Here is a 19,848-nt window from a genome sequence, read left to right as displayed (position 1 = left end):
CGGCCCGTGACGTCACGCAGCGTCATCCGGTTCTAGCGTTGACCCTCATGAGCCTCGACCAGAAGACCGCGACGACGGTGATCCGCACCCGGCGCGACGTGCACGCCCTGCTCGCCGAGAAGGGGTCGCAGGGTGCGAAGACGAAGGCGATCATCGTGCTCGCGCTGGGCGGCATCTTCATGGACGCCTACGACTTCTCCTCCCTCGCCTTCGGCATCACCGCGGTCAAGGAGGAGTTCGGGCTCGACCCGCTCATGACGGGATTCGTGAACGCCGCGATCATGGTCGGATCCGTGGTCGGCGCGATCTTCGGCGGCATGCTCGTCGACCGCTTCGGCCGGTACAAGCTGTTCATGGCCGACATGGCGTTCTTCGTCGTCGCGGCGATCGGCTGCGCGCTTGCGCCGAACGAGTGGGTGCTCATCTTCTTCCGCTTCCTGATGGGAATCGGCGTGGGCCTCGACCTGCCGGTGGCCATGGCGTTCCTCGCGGAGTTCTCGAAGCTGCGCGGCTCGGGCAGCCGCTCGCAGCGCGTCAACGCCTGGTCGCCGGCCTGGTACATCGCGACCGGCTTCGGCTACTTGCTCGTGCTGGCCGTGTTCCTCGTGCTGCCCGTCGCGCAGCACGACATCCTGTGGCGCGTGGTCGTCGGCTTCGGTGCCGTGCCGGCCATCATCGTGCTGCTCGTGCGGCGCAAGTACATGGCCGAGTCGCCGCAGTGGCTCGCCGACCAGGGAGACCTGCGTGGCGCGGTCGACGTGATGCGCTCGCACCACGGGCTCGACGTCGAACTGGCTCCGGATGCCGAGGACTCGCGCACCGCGGTCAGGGCGCGCACCGGTCATTGGCGGCAGTACGGCGAGCTGTTCGCCGCCCGCTACCGGCTCCGCACGATCGCGGCGCTGTGCGTCTCGGTGTTCTCGACCTTCGGCTACAACGCGGTCGCCTACGGCACGCCGCTGATCATCGCCCTGCTCTTCCAGCAGGGACCGCTGGTGACGATCCTCTCGGCCCTCGTCATCAACCTGGGCTTCGGCGCTGCCGGTGGCCTGCTCGGTGTCGGCCTGGTCAACCGTGTGGGTGCGCGGCGGATGACCATCATCGGCTTCGCCATCCAGGCCGCCTCGCTGCTCACCCTCGCGATCGTGGGGATCCCGACCGGAGCGCTCGTGATCATCTCGATCGCGATGCTCGCCGCCTTCGTCTTCGCCCAGGCCGGCGGCCCCGGGGCGAACCTGATGAGTTACGCGACCCTGTCGTACCCCACGCGTCTGCGCGGTGTCGGGGTCGGCTTCAACGAGGCGGTGAAGCGCGTGTTCTCGATCGTCTCGCTGGTGTTCTTCCCCGTGCTCGCCACGTCGCTGTCGACCGGGGTCTTCTGGATCGTCGCGCTCGCGCCGCTCGCGGGTCTCATCTCGCTGCTCATCATCCGGTGGGACCCGACCGGCAAGGATGTCGACGCCGAGGATCAGCTCTCCTGACCCCGCCCGAACCGCTTCTCGCTCCGGTATGAGTTTGTGCCGCCTGCATGCCGGTGTAGGCGGCACAAACTCATACCGGAGCGAATGGCGGGGGTGGTGGCGTTAGGGGCGGCTCGGGGATGCGGTGGGAGGGCGGGAGCGGCGGGGTGAAGTAGGTGGGGGATGCTGTGGGGTGGCGACAACGGGGCGCGACGCCTCCGCGGGACCGGATTGGAGGTGTTCCACACTCGGGTTCGCCATGAGTTGTCGCGGATCTACCATCGAGAGATCTCTGCTCCTTTCTGAGAGGAACCGCCATGGTCGACGCAGCCATCCGTCCCACCCCTGCCGCTGACGCCCCCACCGCGGCGCCGGCGCCCCACACGATCGACGTCGATCGAGTGAACGAGCTTCTTCTCGGCACCTGGGCCGAGACCCGCCGCGAGGCCCGCGAGATGATCAAGGACCCGGCCTTCTGGCGCGACGACAGCCTCGCCAAAGACGCGCACCGCGAGCGGGTGCTCTCGCAGCTGCACCTGCTCGTCGAGAACCGTGCCGTGCACCGCGCCTTTCCGAAGCGCTTCGGCGGCGAAGAGAACAACGGCGCCAACATCGCCGGATTCGAAGAGCTCGTCGCGGCCGACCCGAGCCTGCAGATCAAGTCGGGCGTGCAGTGGGGACTGTTCGGCTCGGCGATCCTGCAGCTCGGCACCGAGCAGCACCACGAGAAGTGGCTGCCCGGGGTGATGGACCTGTCGATCCCCGGCGCCTTCGCGATGACCGAGATCGGTCACGGCTCCGACGTCGCCGCGGTGGGCACCACCGCCACGTACGACCCCGAGACCGAGGAGTTCGTGATCAACACGCCGTTCCGCGCGGCGACCAAGGAGTACCTCGGCAACGCAGCCCTGCACGGCATCGCGGCGACGGTGTTCGCGCAGCTGATCACCAACGGCGTCAACCACGGCGTGCACTGCTTCTACGTGCCGCTGCGCGGAGACGACGGCAACGACCTGCCCGGCATCGGCCGCGAGGACGACGGGCTCAAGGGCGGGCTGAACGGCATCGACAACGGCCGCCTCAGCTTCGACCACGTGCGCATCCCGCGCACCAACCTCCTCAACCGCTACGGCGACGTCGCCGCGGACGGCACCTACTCGAGCGAGATCAGCAGCCCAGGCCGCCGCTTCTTCACCATGCTCGGCACGCTGGTGCAGGGGCGCGTCTCGCTCGACGGCGCAGCGTCGTGGGCATCCGCCCTCGGTCTGCACATCGCGATCACGTACGCCACCCAGCGCCGCCAGTTCGACGGCGCGAACGGCGAAGAGACCGTGCTGCTCGACTACGGCAAGCACCAGCGCCGGCTGCTGCCGCGCCTCGCCACCACGTACGCACAGATCTTCGCGCACGACGAGTTCCTGCAGAAGTTCGACGGCGTCTTCTCGGGCCGCACCGACACCCCCGAAGACCGCGAAGACCTCGAGACCCTGGCCGCCGCGCTCAAGCCGCTGTCGACCTGGCACGCGCTCGACACCCTGCAGGAGGCACGCGAGGCCTGCGGCGGCGCCGGGTTCATGTTCGAGAACCGTCTGGTCGGCCTGCGCGCCGACCTCGACATCTACGTCACCTTCGAAGGCGACAACAACATCCTGCTGCAGCTGGTCGGCAAGCGCCTGCTCACCGACTTCGCGAAGCAGTTCAAGGGCGCGGATGCCAGGAAGCTCGCCCGCTACGCCGTCGGTCAGACGGCCGGCAAGGTGTTCCACGGTGCGGGGCTGCGCGCCCTCGGCCAGGCCGTCGCCGACTTCGGCCAGGTCGCCCGCTCGGTCGAACTCGGCCTGCGCGAAGAGCAGCAGCACGAGCTGCTCACCGAGCGCGTGCAGCAGATGGTCGCCGACATCGCCGGGCGCCTGCGCGCCGCGGGCAAGGACAAGGTGCTCGGCGAGAAGCTGTTCAACGAGAACCAGGCCGAGCTGATCGAGGCCGCCCGTGCCCACGGCGAGCTGCTGCAGTGGGAGGCGTTCACCGACGCCATCCGCAGGATCGACGACGCCGGCACCCGGCAGGTGCTCACCTGGCTGCGCGACCTGTTCGGCCTGTCGCTGATCGAGAAGCACCTCGCCTGGCACATGATCAACGGCCGCTTGTCGACGCAGCGCGCCGCCGCGGTGTCGAGCTACATCGACCGCCTCTGCGCGCGCCTGCGTCCGCACGCCCTCGAGCTCGTGCAGGCCTTCGGTTACGAGCCCGAGCACGTGCGCGCCCAGATCGCGAGCGGCGTCGAGCAGCAGCGCCAGGACGAGGCCCGTGCGTACTACGCCGCGCTCGAGGCGTCCGGCGAGGCGCCCGTGTCGGAAAAGGCGCTCAAGCAGCGCACACGCTGAGCGTCGGCGCCCTCCTCCGCTGTCGAGGCCCCCTCTCCGTCACGCGACGGCGACGGGGCTTCGCCGGGCACGGGCACCGCGCAGGGGCGCCGACACAGGGTGTCTGACCCCGCCGGTATCGTGGCGCCATGGCATCCCTGCTCACCGCGGCCGACGGCCGCGACCGCTGCGCGTGGGTCGGTGACGACGCCGAGTACCGCCGCTACCACGACGAGGAGTGGGGCCGCCCGCTGCACGGCGACCGCGCGCTGTTCGAGAAGATGGCGCTGGAGGGCTTCCAGGCGGGGCTCAGCTGGATCACGATCCTGCGCAAGCGCCCGCGCTTCCGCGAGGTGTTCGCCGGGTTCGACCCCGCGCAGGTGGCGGCGTTCGGCGCCGACGACGTCGAACGGCTGATGACGGATGCCGGGATCATCCGCAACCGGGCGAAGATCGAGGCCACGATCACGAACGCCGCCCTCGTGCGCGACATGGCCGACGGGGAGCTGGATGCCCTGATGTGGTCGTTCGCGCCACAGGCATCCGGTCTCCGACCCCGCGACCTCGGAGAGGTGCCCGCGGTGACCGCGGAGTCGACGGCGCTCAGCACGGCGCTGCGCGCACGCGGCTTCCGCTTCGTGGGACCGACGACCATGTACGCCCTCATGCAGTCGGCGGGCATGGTCGACGATCATGTGGCGGGATGCTGGCGGGCGGCGTGATCATGGCCCGGACGCAGCCCCCGCCGTAGGCCGGGCGCGAGACGCGGCGGGGCTGCGCCCGGCCGATATACTCCTCGTCAGGGGGAACTTCCCGCGCGCGCAGACGACGCGCCCCGTGTGTTCAGTCGCCCCGGGACATCGTGAGGAGGACTCGTGGCGAAGCGCATGACGTCGCCGCCTCCCACGCTGGCCGGCTACAGCTACGTGCGACCGCTGGGTTCGGGCGGGTTCGCCGATGTCTTCCTCTACGAGCAGGACATGCCCCGTCGCGTCGCCGCGGTGAAGGTGCTGCTGGCCGACGCCGTGAACCCCGACGTGCTGCGTGCATTCAACGCCGAAGCCGACATCTCGGCGCGGCTCAGCGCGCACCCGTCGATCGTCACGATCTACCAGGCGTCGATCTCGGCCGACGGCCGGCCGTACTTCGCGATGGAGTACTGCCCCGACACGATGAGCGCCCGCTACCGGAAGGCGCCTCTGCCGCTCGCCGAGGTGCTCGACACCGGGGTGCGCATCGCGGGCGCGCTCGAGACCGTGCACCGCGCCGGATTGCTGCATCGCGACATCAAGCCGTCGAACGTGCTGATCAACTCGCTCGGCTCCCCGGTGCTGGCCGACTTCGGCATCGCGGCGGCGGTGGTGGATGCCGGTGAGAGCGACGTCTTCGCGATGTCGGTGCCGTGGAGTTCGCCCGAGGTGCTGCAGGAGCGCGTGACCGGATCGGTGCCCAGCGAGGTGTGGAGCCTCGCAGCGACCCTGTACACCCTGCTCGCGGGGCGCAGCCCGTTCGAGCGCCCCGACCGGGACGCGAACTCCCGCGATCAGCTGCGCCAGCGCATCATCCGCGCGCGCTACACGCCGATCCCCGTCGCGGGCATGCCGCCGATCATCGATCAGCTGCTCGCGACGGCCATGCACCGCGACCCGGCGCAGCGCTTCCCGTCGATGGCGGCGTTCGCCGACCGCCTGCGCTGGGCCCAGTACGAGCTCGGCATCGCCCCGACGGCTTTCGAGGCGGCATCGGCGGAGTGGGCTGCCGCGGCCCCCGTCAGCTTCGCGGATGCCGGTCACCGCGGCCCCGTGATCACCACCGTCGCTCCGGATTCCCGTCGGGCCGCTCGCGCAGAGAAGCAGCGCACGAGCCTCCGTGACCGCGACGACCTTCCTGCACCGTCCCGTGCGCACTCGCCGTGGGCGGCCGGGGTCATCGGTGCGCTGGTCGGCGCAGCCGCGATCACCGCGATCGGCGTCGTGGTCCTCAACCTGACCGGTGTCATCTGATGGCACTCGGCAAGGAGGGCCAGGCGCCCGCGCCCGCCCGCTCCCGGAGGCGCCTCATCGCGGGCATCGCCGGCGCTGTCGCCGTTCTGGTCGTCATCGTGCTCGCCGTCACCGCGCAGGGCTACCCGGCGCAGGAGGTGCCCCGGCTGGAGTCGTCGGTGTGGGTGCTGCGCGAAGCGGGCCAGTACGCGCGGGTCAACACCGAGCTCGCCGAGATCGACACCGTCCGGTCGGCGGACTCACCCGAGGCGGTGTGGCAGAGCGGGCAGTCGGCGGTGCTGTTCAGCCAGGGCAGCCGGCAGCGCTGGGACATCGACCCGGCGAGTCCCACGGATCTGCTCGCGGATGCCGCGGAGGACGGCGCTCCCTCGGCATCCGTCCCCACGCCGGCCGGCACGCGTCAGATCGTGTCAGCCGGATCCTTCGTCGCGTACCGCACCGACACCGGGCAGGTGGCGGTGTCGTCCCTCGAGCCCGGAGCCGCCACGGCCCTCGTCGACCCGTTCGCGGAGGCGGAGGTCGAGGAGGGTGAGGAGCGCCCGACGTATGTCGCCGACGCGATCGGCCTCTCGCCCGCAGGGCTGCTCGCGCTGTACTCGTCCGACGAGGGCGCCGTGCGCCTCTTCGACGTCGAGGAGCACCGTTTCGTCGGCGACGGCTCGACGCTCGCCGCGGCTCCAGACGGTGATGCCGACCTGGCCCTGACCGTCATCGGCGAGCGCTGGGCGCTGTTGCAGCGCGGTGAGGGCAGGCTCTGGGTCGCCGGCCGCGACGACGCCGTCGATCTCGATGTCGCCGACGACGCCGTTCTGCAGGGCGGCGCGGCCCGCGGGGACGACGTGCTGATCGCGGACTCGGACGGGCTCGTGTCGGTGGCGCTGCGCAGCGGCGAGGCCGAGCGCATCGCCGACGCCGCCGGGGTGCCCGCCGCGCCCGTCGTGGTCGGCTCGGCGCGATACGCGGGATGGGTGGACACCGGTTCGGCGACGCTGTGGTCATCCGACGGCGACGTCACCGCGCTGACCGTGCCGGACGAGGTGCTCGACTCGGTCGACATCCAGCCCGTCTTCCGCGCCAACGGCGACCGGGCGGTGCTCACCGAACTCGCGACCGGGCTCATCTGGACGGCCCCGGACGGGCGCCCGGTGCCGCTGGAGCAGTGGGATGTCGACGACGAGACGAAGGAGCAGGAAGGCCGGGTCGTCGTCGAGGACGTCGCCGAGCAGCTGCCTCCGATCGCCGTGGACGACGCCTTCGGTGTCAGGGCTGGTGAGCAGGTCGTGCTGCCCGTGCTGCTCAACGACCACGATCCGAACCGCAAGGACGTGCTCACGATCGACGCGTCGTCCGTCGAGGGCGGATTGACCGATCCCGCCTTCGGGCAGCTGTCGCTGGTGGGCAACGCGCAGTCGCTGGCTGTCGACGTGCGGGCGACGTCGGGCCAGACCACGTTCAGCTACACGGTGACCGACGGTGCATCCGTCTCGCAGCCGGCCACCGTGACGCTCACCGTGGTCGCAGACGACGCGAATTCGGCGCCGGTCTGGTGCGGTGTCGACGCGTGCCGGCAGGACTGGCCGTCTCCCGAGCTGCTGCCCGGCGGCAGCACGATCGTGCCGGTGCTGGCCGGATGGGTCGACCCCGAGGGCGACCCCCTGGTGCTCAGCGACGCGTACGAGGTCGACAGCGCGGCGCCGGTCATGGTCGTGCCGACCGCGGATGGGCGCGTCGCGATCCGCCACACCGATCCCAACGCGGCGGATGCCGTGATCCCCGTGACGGTCATCGTGGCCGACGCCCGCGGAGCGGCCACCGAGAAGACGCTCGAGGTGCGCGTGAACGGCAGCCCGGCGATGCGGGCCGCGCCGGTGGCGATCACGGCGCGCATCGGCGAGCCGCAGAGCGTGCGCATCGGCGATCATCTCACCGGCGGATCCGGATCGTACCGCCTCGTCGACGCCGTGCAGACCGCCGCGACCGCCGAGGGGATGACGGTGGTGCCGAACACGGCATCCGGCGTGGTCGAGGTGACGGTGCCGGAGGCCGGCGAGTACGTCGTCACCTACACCGCGCAGGACACGATGACCCAGGCCGAGCAGTCCGCGGTCATCCGGATCACCGCTGTCGACGGTGCCGCCCCGCTGACGATGGCGCCGTTGACCGCGTTCGTCCGCGCGGGGGAGGACACGACGGTCGATGTGCTGCGTGCCGTGCGGAACACGAACGGACGCGTGCTGATCCTCGCCGGCGCGATGAGCTCGACCCCGCAGCTGACGGCGAACGTCGTCGGCAACGAGCGGCTCCGCGTCAGCGGCACCACCTCCGACGGAGAGCCGGGCGTCATCGGCAGGGCCACGGTGACGGTGGCCGACGGGTCGGGGGCGGCGGTCGAGGGCACGGTGACGGTGTTCCTCACCCCGCCGTCGACCGTCACACGACCGATCGTGTTCCCCGATGCGGTCACCGTGCGCGCAGGCGCCCTCACCAGGATCGACGTCACCGGCAACGACGTGGCGCCGCGCGGAGAGCCGCTGATCGTGCGCTCCGATGTGGGCGGGTCCGGCCAGGACGGCGAACTGGTCTTCGCAGACGGCGGCGCCCTGCGCTATCTCGCACCGGCCACGCCCGGCACGTACCGGCTGACCTACGCCGTGTCGCTCGAGCGCAGTCCCGAGCTCTTCGACAGCGGAGCGGTGACGGTCACCGTCGTCCCCTCCGGCACCAACCGCGCACCCAGCCCGAAGGCGCTCATCGGACGCGTGCTGAGCGGGCAGACCGTCTCGCTCACCGTGCCGACGGACGGCGTGGATCCCGACGGCGACCGCGTGACCCTCGCCGCGGTGGAGCAGCCGGATCGCGGGCGCGGGACGGCCACGATCTCCGCCGCCGGTGATGCGATCGTCTACCGCGCCCCCGCCGGCGGGGTGGAGGGCGGTCAGGTGACGTTCCGGTACTCGGTTCGCGACTCGCAGGGCGAGACGGCCTCGGCCCGGATCCGCATCGGCGTGCTCGACGCGAGGGTGAGCGACGCCGCACCCGTCGCGTACAGCGATTACGTGCGCGTCGAGACCGGCTCCGCGACGCCGGTGGTGATCCACCCGGCGGCGAACGACTCCGATCCCGCGCAGGGGGAGCTCGAGATCGTCGACCTCGTGCCCAACGCCCCTGCCGTGCCGGGCAACCCGCTGTACGCGCGGCTCGACGCGCTCGTCGACCCGGACACGTCGCTCGAGGACGGACGGATCGTGCTGCGTGCGGGCGATGTGGCGGGCACGAACTCGTACTTCTACACGGTGCGCTCGAGCCGGACGGCGAGCACCGCGCAGGGACTGATCGTCGTCTCGGTCTCCGACGGCGCGGTCGTCGACCAGCCGGTGGTGTCCGACACGGTGCTCACCGCGCGCGATCGGGCCGAGCTGGCGTCGGGCGGCATCGACGTGCTCGGCGAGCGTGTGCAGTGGGCGTCGGGCGATGTGCGATCGCTGACGCTGAGCCTGTGGGGCGACACCGGCGGATACACGGTGAAGGGCAGCCGCATCATCGGACCGGCCCCCGAAGACGGCGCTCTCGTGCCGTTCCAGGTCACCGGCACGTCCCCCGCGGGGCGTGACGTCGTCGGATACGGATTCCTGCACATCCCCGCCTTCGACGACATGCGGGTGCAGCTGAAGCAGGGTGTGAAGCCGGTGACGGTCGACGAGGATGCGTCGACGACCTTCGATGTGCGCGAGATGCTCGATCTGCCGGCATCCGACGGGGTGCAGCTCGGCGAGGGGCCGTTCCTCGCCCAGCGCGGTGCCGCCACCTGCACCGCAGGCTCGGGCACCACAGCCGTGTACACGGCCGGCCGCGAGGCCCCGTGGTCGGACACCTGCCTCGTGCCCGTGCGTCTGGACGGACAGCGCACCTGGTCGTACGTCGACGTGCCGGTGGGCATCCGGCCGTCGGCGCCGCAGCTCGTGCTGTCGTCGATCGCGCACACCGTCGCCCCCGGCGCGACGACCGACATCGACCTGTACGCCGGCATGGCCTCCTGGGAGGGCGGACGCGAGGGCGACCGGTCGTCGCTGCAGTACCGCATCGCCTACTCGGGATCGTCGTTCATCGTCACCCAGAAGGGCGCGACGCTGAGCGTGGAGGCGCGGGCGGACGCCCGATCCGGCGCCGTCGAGCAGGTCGCCGTGACGGTTCCGTCCGACGGTGAGCCGACGGCCGTGCTGCGCCTCGTCGTCGGCGCCGCACCGCCGGACGCACCGCGCGGGGCGACCCTGACCCGTCAGTGCGTGGTCACGAGCGGCGGATGCTCGATCGACGTCGTCGACATCGCCGGCGAGTACGATCCGTTCGCCGGCAAGCCCGGCGCCGGGCTGCAGCTGGTGTCGCTGGGTGCCGGGGCGCGCTGCGACGTCGCCGCTCTCGCTGCGGTGAACGAACGAGCCATCGCCGTCAGCTGGCCGTCCGGCGGACAGGCTCCCGGCGGCCAGTGCACGGTGCCGTTCACGGTCGCGGATGCTCAGGGCCGTACCGGCGGAGGCACTCTGACGCTCGATCTGCAGGGCTTCCCCCAGCCGCCGGCCAGCCTCACGACGATCGGCTTCGGCCGATCCAGCGTCGAGCTGGAGGTCTCGCTCGGCCAGGCCGCGCGGGCGCATCCGGCACTGACCGGCGTGACGATCCTGCGCGACGGCTCACCGGCGGGTGCTGCCTGCCGGCCGGCGGGCAGCACCGTCCGCTGCACGGTGAATGGTCTGGTGAACGGTGTGCCGCATTCTTTCACCGCCGCCGCCGTGAACGCCGTGGGAACGTCGGCCGCGACCTCGGCGCACACCAGCTGGGCGTACGAGGCGCCGGTGATCTCGAAGGCCACCGCGACACCCGTGTACCGGCAGGGAGGCAACGATCGGGGCAGAGGGGTGGTCTCGCTGGCCATCACCGCCGCGAGCGACGCCCGCGCGTTCCGCGTGGCGGAGACCGGTGACGTGATCCCGCGCACCGGAGCCACCACCACCGCCGAGCTCACGCTGGCTCCGGGAGCGCAGACCATCACGCTCGTGCCGGTCAGCCAGTTCCAGCCGCCGACCGGCGGCGGCAACGAGGGGGCCGCCTACCCTGTCTCCGTCACGGTCGCCGGCGCACCGTACTTCGACCCCGCTCAGACCCAGGCCACCGCCGCCTCGAACACCGCGGTGAACGTGTCGGGCATCTCGCCGCAGGGCAACGGCAGCGACGAGCCGCTCGAGGTCGTCTACCTGGCGTGGCGATCGGGCGGGGCGACGTGCAGCGCCGACGATTCCGGTGGCCTGCGGGTCTCCGGAGCGGAGGTCACCTCGTCGTCGCCCTCGCTGCAGGGGCTCGAGGCGTACCAGGCGTACAGCGTGAAGGCCTGCGTGTCGAACGGCTACGGCGTCGCGGAGTCGACCACCGTGCGCGTGTTCACCTTCACCTTCGTCGCCGGCCCGGGCGGCGACACGACCTACCGGGTCGCCGAGACGCCGACCCGTCAGGGTGATCGGTACTCGTACCCGCTCGCCTCGGCACCCGCAATCGACGTCGAACCGGGATTCGTCGCCCAGTACCAGATGTACGGGTCGTGGCGTGACGAGTTCACGCTGAGCCCCGACGCGTCGCCCGGCCAGGTGCGCGCCCGCGCCTGTCACGCGACCGAGACCGAACGGTGCTCCGACCCGGTGAAGGTCACCGCCGCCACGGCGCCGACCATCGTCCAGGTCGACTTCGCGGCGTGCCTGTCACCCACCGACCCGTCCGACGCCGTCAGCGTCTCCGCTGCAGCGCGGGGCTCGTACCGGGTGGCGGCGGCCGAGGCGGCCGACGCGCCGGGCTCGTACGACGTCACGCTGTCGTGGAACGGCGCGTACGGGACCCTGTCTGCGATCACCCAGCGGATGACCGCATGCCCGTGACCTTCCGCGGTGCCCGCGTCGCCCGCCCCCTTCGAGAGGATGCTCCATGACCATCGCCCCCGAACAGGCCTCCTGGTTCGCCGAGACGTTCTCGCTCCTCGCCGAGAACGTCGAGCAGGCGATTCTCGGCAAGCGGCACGTGATCGAGCTCGTGCTCGCGACGGCGGTGACCGGAGGACACGTGCTGCTGGAGGACTTCCCGGGCACGGGGAAGACCGCGCTCGCGCGCTCGATCGGACAGACGATCACGGGCACGAGCACCCGGATCCAGTTCACGCCCGACCTCCTGCCGGGTGATGTGACCGGCATCACGGTGTACGACCAGAAAGCGGGCGAGTTCGAGTTCCACGCCGGTCCGGTGTTCGCCAACATCGTGCTCGCCGACGAGATCAACCGGGCGAGCCCGAAGACGCAGTCCGCCCTGCTCGAGGTGATGGAGGAGGGCACGGTCACGGTCGACGGCGTCAGCCGTGAGGTCGGCTCGCCGTTCCTCGTGCTGGCCACGCAGAACCCGATCGAGCAGGGCGGCACGTACCGGCTGCCCGAGGCGCAGCTCGACCGCTTCATGATCAAGACCTCGATCGGCTACCCCGACGACGCGGCCACCATGCGGATCCTGCAGGCGGCACCCGAGCCGCAGAAGAAGCTCGCACCGCTCGTCGGCACCGACACGCTGCTCACGATGGGCGAGATCGCCAGGGGCGTGTACGTGAACCCGCTCATCTCCGACTACATCATGCGCATCGTCGACGCGACCCGACGGGCATCCGAGGTGCGCCTGGGCGTCAGCGTGCGCGGCGCGCTCGCCCTGTCCCGGCTCGTGATGACGTGGGCCGCGAAGAACGGACGCACCTTCGTCACCCCCGATGACGTGCGCGAGCTCGCCGTGGTGGCCCTCGCCCACCGCCTGGTGCTCGAGCCCGAGGCGGAGTTCGACGGCGTCACCGCCATCGCGGTCATCGGCCAGATCCTGCTCGACGTCGATCCCCCGCGTGAGAACGGCACTGCGTGAGCTTCAGCACCGAATCGCGGATCACCAGGGCGGCGGCGCGCACGAGCACGTCGACCCGCACCTCGACCGTCACGCGATACTCCACGACGACGCAGCGCGGTGCTGTCCGCGGCGCGGTGTCCGGCGCTCGCAGGACCCTGCGCGCCCTCGGCCGCGCGGGCCGCGCCGTCGGTGCGTGGGTGCACGAGACCGTGACCGCGGCCGGGGCGCTCGTCGTGGTCGCGCTCGTGCTCGGCGTGGCCGCAGGACGGGCATTCGGCTGGGTGGAGGCGTGGGCGGTCGCCGCCGTCTCGCTCGCGCTGCTCGTGCTCTGCATCCCGTTCGTGCTCGGAGCGAACGATCACCGCATCGGGCTCGTGCTCGACCGGGACCGCGTGGTGGCCGGATCCGAGATCGCGGCGACTCTCGACGTGCGCAACGAGGGCGCGCGCCTGTCGCTGCCGGGCGTCGTCGACGTGCCCGTCGGCGACGGCCTGATCGAAGCGCACGTGCCCCTGCTGCGACCCGGTGCGCAGCACCGCGAAGAGCTGACGATCGGCGCGCACCGTCGCGGGGTGATCGACGTCGGCCCGATGACCATCACCCGCGCAGACCCGATCGGCCTGCTGCGCCGCGAGCTCAGCTGGCCAGAAGTGCAGCGCATCCACGTGCATCCGGTGACCGTCGCGATCCCCAGCACCGCGGCCGGGCTCATCCGCGACCTCGAGGGCACACCCAGCAGCACGCTCGTCGACGCGGACCTCTCGTTCCACGCCGTGCGCGAGTACGTGGTCGGCGACTCGCAGCGGCACGTGCACTGGAAGTCGACCGCCAAGACCGGCCGCCTGATGGTGCGGCAGTACGAGGAGTCGCGCCACGCGCGCATCGCCGTCCTGCTCGATCTCGCGGCCGACTCGTACGACGGCGACGACGAGTTCGAGAACACCGTCAGCGCCGCCGCGTCTCTCGCGCTGCAGGGCGTGTTCGAGGGCCGCGACGTGCTGTTCGCCGTCAGCGGGATCGTCTCCGAGCACGGCGCCACGACGACGCAGTCGATCAGAACGCTCTCGACCCTCACCCCCCGGGCGCTGCTCGACGGCACCTCGACGGTCGACCTCGCCGACGACGTGATGCGCCTCGAGGCCGTCACCGCCCTGACCGCCCAGGCGTACCCCGATCTCTCGATCGCCTTCCTGCTCACCGGATCGAGGATGCCGACAGGCCGGCTGCGGCATGCCGCCGTGCGGCTGCCCGCCGCGGTGGGGGCCGTCGCCGTGCGCAGCGAGCTGGGCGCGGAGCCCACGCTGCGCAACGCGCGCGAGCTCTCCGTGCTCACTCTCGGCGCACTGGGCGACCTGCCGAAGATGCTGGCGAGGGGAGCGCTGCGATGAGCAGGACGGATGCCGCCGCGCGGCCTCGCCGTCGGCCGCCGCGCTCGCGAGCGCTGACCCTGTGGGGTCTCGGCTACGTGCTCGTCGGCGTGGCCGTGACGGCGGCCGGCGCGTGGCCCGTGTACGAGTCGTCGCGGGCGATCGCCGTGGCCGCGGTGGGAGGCCTGGCCGGCATCGGGCTGGGCGTGCTCGTGCGCGCGCGTCGCCTCGGCCCCGTGCTCGGCGGCGTCGCGGTGGTGAGCAGCTACCTCGTGCTCGCCGTGCCCCTGGCCGTGCCCTCCGGGCTGAGGTCCGCTCCGGCGTTCCTCGCCGGACTGTGCGACGCGGTGCTCGGCGTCGTCGTCGGCTGGAAGCAGATCCTCACCCTCGCGCCGCCGCTCGGTGAGTACCAGGCGGTGCTCGTGCCCCTGCTGGTCGTCAGCCTGTTCGGCGCGTTCGTCGCGACCCTCCTGGCCCTGCACCCCGGCCGCCGCGCCGCGGCGGCGGTCGTCGTGGTCGCGGCGATGGGCGTGTTCGGCACAGCCTTCGGCGTCTCGGCGCCGAGCCCCGCCCTGATCCTGGGGCCGGTCACGATCCCGGCGCCTCGGGAGCTGACCCTCGGGGCCGTGCTCTTCATCGCATCCCTCGCCTGGCTGGTCGGACGATCCCGGCTGCAGCGGGCAGCGGCGCTGCGCGCCGTCGCCGCTCGTGGCGTGGCACGGCGCGGCACCCCGATCTGGCCCGCCGTGCGCCGGCGTCTGCTCGCCGGCTCTCTCGTGGTCGCCGCGCTCGCCGCGGGTGCGCTCGTGGCGCCCGCGGCGGCCGACTGGTCGGAACGCTCGGTGCTTCGCGATGCCGTGGACCCGATGGTCGTCGTGCGCGAGCAGCCGAGCCCGCTCGCGTCGTACCGGTCGTGGTTCGCCGGCGACCGTCTCGACGAGACGGTGCTGAGCATCGAGGGCGACGTGGGCGCCATCGATCGCATCCGGCTGGTCACGCTCGACCGGTACGACGGACAGGACTTCCACGTCTCACCCGACGCGCGCTTCAGTCGGCTGCCGCGCACGAGCGCGCCGGGGCAGGACCGCGCCGAGCTGACGATCACGATCGGCGACGCGTACCGCGGCATCTGGACCCCGGTGCCCGGCGAGCTCATCGTGGCCCCGACGTTCTCGGGGCCCCGTGCCGACGCGCTGGCCGACGGCTTCCACATCGACGACGGCGGCGACTCGGCCATCACGATCGCGGAGGCGCCGGAGGGCGGCAGAGGACTGGCGCCGGGGGATCGCTACACCGTGCTCGCAGCGGCTGCCGGCGGAGATCGCGACGACCTCTCGACGGCGCAGGGCGGGCCGTCGCTGCTGGATGCCGAGGCGTACTCCGAGCTCGTCGACTGGGCTCAGCTCCAGGAGCAGCCGCGCACCGGTGCAGGGTATCTCGAGCTGATCGATCGGCTCCGCTCGCGCGGCTACCTCAGCCACGCCCTGCTCGACGACGCGGCCGCGGCCGGCTGGATCGCTGCCCTGGGCTCGGAGGGCTACTCCTTCGCCGCCAGCTACGCCGGGCACTCCTCGGCCCGCGTCGAGGAGGTGTTCGCGGCACTGCGACGGCAGGAGGCGAAGGTGGGCTCGGACGCCCCGCCGGAGATGCTCGTCTCGGCGGTGGGCGACGACGAGCAGTTCGCTGCCGCCGCGGCTCTGCTGGCCCGGTACTGGGGCCTCGAGTCGCGGGTCGTCATGGGCGCGCGCCTCGGCACCACCGACGAGGTGCCCGGCATCGCCTCCTGCACCGAGACCTGCACCGGCGCCAGCATGAGCGCGTGGGTGGAGGTGCGCGCTCCGGGTGCCGAGTGGGTCGCTGTCGACGTGACGCCGCAGTTCGCGGTGCTGCCCAGTACCATCACCGAGGGCGAGCAGCTTCCCCAGCATCCGACTGTTCCCGAGCAGCCGCGCAGCGAAGCGCTGGACCCGCCCCAGGCGCAGAACGACGCGCAGGCCGATGCGGCTCCCCTCGACCAGAGAGATCCGCCGCTGCTCGGCGGGTTCCTGCCCGCGCTCCGCGCGATCGCGATCGGTCTGCTCGCGCTGCTGCTGCTCGCCCTGCCGCTGCTCACCCTGCTCGTCGCGAAGGTCGTGCGTCGGCGCGCTCGACGCACAGCCGGCGACGCCGAGATCCGTCTCGTCGGCGCCTGGGAGGATCTGGTCGACCTGTACGTCGACCACGGGGTGGCGATGCCGGGCGGCGGCACGCGCGTGCAGCGGGCGCAGTCGTCGGGGCGGCCGGCGGCCGAGGAGCTCGCCCGACTCGTCGACGCGGGGGTCTTCTCGCCGCATCCGCCCGCCGACACCGACGCCTCGGCCGCGTGGGCGATCGTCGACCGCGAGCGCTCGGACATCGGCCGCGGTGATCGACGGTGGCGGCGGCTTCGCACCCGTCTGCGGATGCGATCGCTCCTCGAGCGGATCCGCCCGCGCCGGACCCCGGCGCTTTCGATTCGCAGCCGCCTGCTCGATACGCTCACAGTGGCCGGCGCACGCCGGCAGGAGGAGGACGCATGAATGCGCTCGCAGATCCGCGGTCGTTCGAGACAGCGGCCGGGGGCGGGATGCCGGTGCCGACGCTCGTCGTGATCGCGGCCTATCTCATCGTGGGTCTGGGCGTGTACATCTGGTACGCCATCGCCCTCTCGAAGCTGTTCACCCGGCTCGGCGAGGAGGGCTGGAAGGGCTGGATCCCCGTCCTCAACGAGGCGACGATCCTCACCCTGGGTGGCAAGCCCGCCTGGAACGCCGTGCTGCTGTTCATCCCGATCGTGCAGCTGTACGGACTGTTCGTGAAGATCCTCGCGGTGCACCGCATCAATCAGCGATTCGACCGCGGGGCGGGCATGACCGTGCTGGCCGTGCTGCTGCCTCCGGCATGGGCGACCGTGCTCGTCGCCGGGCCGCCGCCCTACCCCGAGGGTGATCGGCTGGCGGGCATCCGGCCGGGCCCGCTTCGCAAGCCCGCGGATGCCGGACCGGTCGACTCGCACGGCTACCTGGCCCCGCCGATCCTGCCGCCAGGGCCGGTCGCGCCTCCCGCGCGCACAGAGCCGGGGGATCGGGGAACGGCGGCCGGCGTCGCCGCGATGCCCGCTCACGCGGCATCGGTCATTCCGCCCCTCGCACCTCCTCTCGAGCCTGCGCCTACGGCCGCTCCTCCGGCGTCCCCGGACTCCTCGGCTGCTCCGGCTGATCGCGCTGCTCGCCCGCAGGATCCCGAGCGCGGCAGCGGCTCGGCGGCTCTGATCGAGTCTGTGCCGTGGACCTCGGGACAGCCAGGGGTCACGGGCCCCCCTCCGCCTCCGCCCGCCACGGCGATGTCGCCGATCGAGTCCGCTCCCGCGGTGCCCGCCGCGTCGGCTCCCGCCGCACCGGCACCGCCTCCCGCTCCCGCGCGCCCGGCCGTGTCGGCCGCTCCGGCCGCGGTGGACACGACGGATTCGACTGACCTACCCGCTCCCGGGGACGCGGCAGCGTCCGTCGACGCCCCGCAGACGCGCGCGTCGGCGCGCCTCCTGCATCAGCCGACTGCGGAATCCGCCCGTGCCGCCCTTCCGGATGCCGAGGCTGCGCCTCTCGTGCACCCGGCACCCGCTGCCCCGGCCGCGCCAGGTGAGGATTCCACGGCAGCCTCCGACGCCGCGACGGCCGACACCGTCGACGCCCCGCCGGCTGTGCGGCGCGCCGGAGACGCCGACTCGCCGTTCGCGCCGCCGGCGGGTGCGGCTTCTCCTCCGGTCACCCGGGCCGACCTGGCAGCGCAGGTGCGCCCGGCGCCGCCGGCCGCGGCCGCCCCGCCGGCTGGCATCCCGGCACCCGCACCCACCGCAGACGAGGACGAGGAGTTCGACGCCACGGTCGTCGTCTCCCGTCGACGCGGGGCGCGACGCGTGCTCGTGCTCGACGACGGTCGACGCTTCGCGCTGTCGGCGACGAGCATCGTGATCGGCCGCAACCCCGAGGGCCAGCCGGGCGAGCAGCGACTGCCGATCCCCGACCGGACGCGCACGCTGTCGAAGACGCACGCGCGCCTCGTCGTCCAGGGCGACGAGTGGCGCCTCACCGACCTGCGCTCCACGAACGGCGTCGTCGTCGTGGCCGACGACGGTGCCGAGACGCTGCTCGATCCCGGGGAGAGCGTGATCGGCGCCGGGCGCTTCATCCTCGGTGAGGTCGGGATGCACGTGGCCGTGGAGTCCGGCGCGTGACGACGGGTGTCGTGCTCAACGTCGCCGCCCTCACCGACGTGGGTCTGAAGCGGGCGATCAACGAGGATGCGGTGCTCGCCGAGTCGCCGGTGTTCCTCGTGGCCGACGGGATGGGCGGGCACGAAGCCGGCGACAAGGCCAGCGCCGCGATCGTCGAGGCGTTCGCGCCGCTGGTCGGATCGCCCGTATCGACCGAGCTGATCGGTGCCGCCCTGGCCCGCGCGAACGAGACGGTATCGGCGATCTCGGCGCAGCACGCCCGCGGGGCGGGAAGCACGGTCGCGGCTGCGGCGCTGGTCGAACACGACGGCGCACCGCACTGGCTGGTCTTCAACGTCGGCGACTCCCGCGTGTACCGGCACCGCGGATCGACCCTCGACCAGCTGACCGTCGACCACTCCCTCGGGCAGGCGCTGGTGGATGCCGGCGAGCTGCGACCCGAGAACCTGGCCGACTTCTCCCAGCGCAACGTCATCACCCGAGCGGTCGGCGCCGCCGACAGCGTCGCGGACAGCTGGCTCGTGCCCGTGGTCGACGGCGAGCGGCTGCTGATCTGCTCGGACGGGCTCAGCGGCGAGATCAGCGACGAGAGCATCCGCGCGACGCTGACCATGTGCGGGCGGCCGGAGACGGCCGCCGAGGCGCTGGTGCGCCGCGCGAAGGAGGCCGGTGGTCGGGACAACATCTCGGTGATCGTGATCGATGTGGTCGCCGGCGGTGCGGCGGGAGCATCGGACGGTGCGACCGACAGCCGCATGTCGTCGGTGCCGCGCACCGACTCGATGCTCGAGAGCACCACCGTTCCCGTGCGCAGGCGACGCTGACATGGGCGCACACGACCCCGACGCGGCGGCCGCCGGCGAGCTGACCCGCCGCGCGCGCCGCGGGCGCGACGTCGATGCGCGGCCGGATGCGCCCGACGCGGGAGCGTCTGCGCTCTCGGACGACGATGCGGACGAGCGCACGGTCGTGATCCTCCGCGACGATGCGGACGAGCGCACGGTGGTCGTCGACCGGCGGCCCGGCCTGGGGGCGCAGGCCTTGCGCGCCGGATCCGAGGCATCCGACCTCGACCCGGCGGCCGCCGACACGATCGTCGTGCGGTCTCGGCCCGCCCCCACCGAGGACGACCCGTCGACGGCCGACACGATCGCCGCGTCGCCCCGACGCCGTCCGGGCGACGCGGCTCCCGCCATCTACAAGCCGCGTTCGGCTCCGGTCGCGCCGTCCAGGCCGCCGGCGGTGGTCGGCGCTAGGGCGCCGACGCGCGACACCGATGCCGTCCTGGCGTCCGTCGTCCGGCGGGATCGACGGTCGAGTGCGATCGCGGTGACCGCAGTCGGCGTCGCGTGCGTGGTCTCGATGGCCGGTCTCGTGGGCCTGGTCGTCGCGCTGCTGAGCTGACGGCTGAGGCCGCCGGATGGGTATCTCTCCCCATGGGGAGCGGATCACGCCGCGGTTAGGATGTTCCGGTATGCCCGCCACGCG

11 protein-coding genes are annotated in these 19,848 nt (G+C 72.2%); all 11 read left to right on the top strand.

The features are described from left to right. The first annotated feature begins 47 nt into the window (after positions 1 to 47). The 11 genes from H9633_RS04400 (at position 48) to H9633_RS04350 (ending at position 19,764) form a co-directional block, all read left to right on the top strand. Positions 48 to 1,481, top strand: a complete 1,434-nt coding sequence (locus tag H9633_RS04400; protein WP_191712221.1) for an MFS transporter — start codon at positions 48 to 50, stop codon at positions 1,479 to 1,481. 296 nt (positions 1,482 to 1,777) lie between these two features. Then, entirely contained in the window at positions 1,778 to 3,844 is a 2,067-nt protein-coding gene (locus H9633_RS04395; RefSeq protein WP_191712220.1) for an acyl-CoA dehydrogenase family protein, read from the top strand. Between the two features lie 128 nt (positions 3,845 to 3,972). After that, a complete protein-coding gene (locus tag H9633_RS04390; RefSeq protein WP_191712219.1) occupies positions 3,973 to 4,545 on the top strand; it encodes a DNA-3-methyladenine glycosylase I in 573 nt (190 codons plus the stop codon). A 153-nt stretch (positions 4,546 to 4,698) separates the two neighbouring features. Further along, positions 4,699 to 5,826 (top strand): serine/threonine-protein kinase, encoded by a 1,128-nt coding sequence (locus H9633_RS04385; RefSeq protein ID WP_318247190.1) that lies wholly within the window; start codon positions 4,699 to 4,701, stop codon positions 5,824 to 5,826. Further along, positions 5,826 to 11,747: an Ig-like domain-containing protein gene (locus H9633_RS04380; RefSeq protein WP_191712218.1), complete on the top strand. Its 5,922-nt coding sequence runs from the start codon at positions 5,826 to 5,828 to the stop codon at positions 11,745 to 11,747. The genes H9633_RS04385 and H9633_RS04380 overlap by 1 nt, the downstream gene beginning before the upstream one ends. 46 nt (positions 11,748 to 11,793) lie before the next feature. Further along, positions 11,794 to 12,759: an AAA family ATPase gene (locus H9633_RS04375; protein WP_191712217.1), complete on the top strand. Its 966-nt coding sequence runs from the start codon at positions 11,794 to 11,796 to the stop codon at positions 12,757 to 12,759. Then, on the top strand, positions 12,756 to 14,129 hold the full coding sequence (locus H9633_RS13235) for a DUF58 domain-containing protein (protein WP_191712216.1): 1,374 nt from the start codon (positions 12,756 to 12,758) through the stop codon (positions 14,127 to 14,129). Before H9633_RS04375 ends, H9633_RS13235 begins: the two co-directional genes overlap by 4 nt. Beyond that, positions 14,126 to 16,666 (top strand): transglutaminase domain-containing protein, encoded by a 2,541-nt coding sequence (locus H9633_RS04365; protein WP_191712215.1) that lies wholly within the window; start codon positions 14,126 to 14,128, stop codon positions 16,664 to 16,666. Before H9633_RS13235 ends, H9633_RS04365 begins: the two co-directional genes overlap by 4 nt. Continuing rightward, complete coding sequence (locus tag H9633_RS04360) at positions 16,663 to 18,360, top strand: DUF5684 domain-containing protein (protein ID WP_191712214.1); 1,698 nt, start codon at positions 16,663 to 16,665, stop codon at positions 18,358 to 18,360. Before H9633_RS04365 ends, H9633_RS04360 begins: the two co-directional genes overlap by 4 nt. Beyond that, positions 18,357 to 19,184 carry a PP2C family protein-serine/threonine phosphatase gene (locus tag H9633_RS04355; protein ID WP_191712213.1) on the top strand — a complete coding sequence of 276 codons (828 nt, stop codon included), beginning with the start codon at positions 18,357 to 18,359 and terminating at the stop codon, positions 19,182 to 19,184. The genes H9633_RS04360 and H9633_RS04355 overlap by 4 nt, the downstream gene beginning before the upstream one ends. 1 nt (position 19,185) lies before the next feature. Next, complete coding sequence (locus H9633_RS04350; protein WP_191712212.1) at positions 19,186 to 19,764, top strand: hypothetical protein; 579 nt, start codon at positions 19,186 to 19,188, stop codon at positions 19,762 to 19,764. The last annotated feature ends 84 nt before the right edge of the window (positions 19,765 to 19,848 follow it).

Source organism: Microbacterium commune (assembly GCF_014836945.1).
Taxonomy (GTDB): domain Bacteria; phylum Actinomycetota; class Actinomycetes; order Actinomycetales; family Microbacteriaceae; genus Microbacterium; species Microbacterium commune.
The sequence above is the reverse complement of the archived record's forward strand: the minus strand, read 5'-3'. Positions and strand labels throughout refer to the sequence as shown.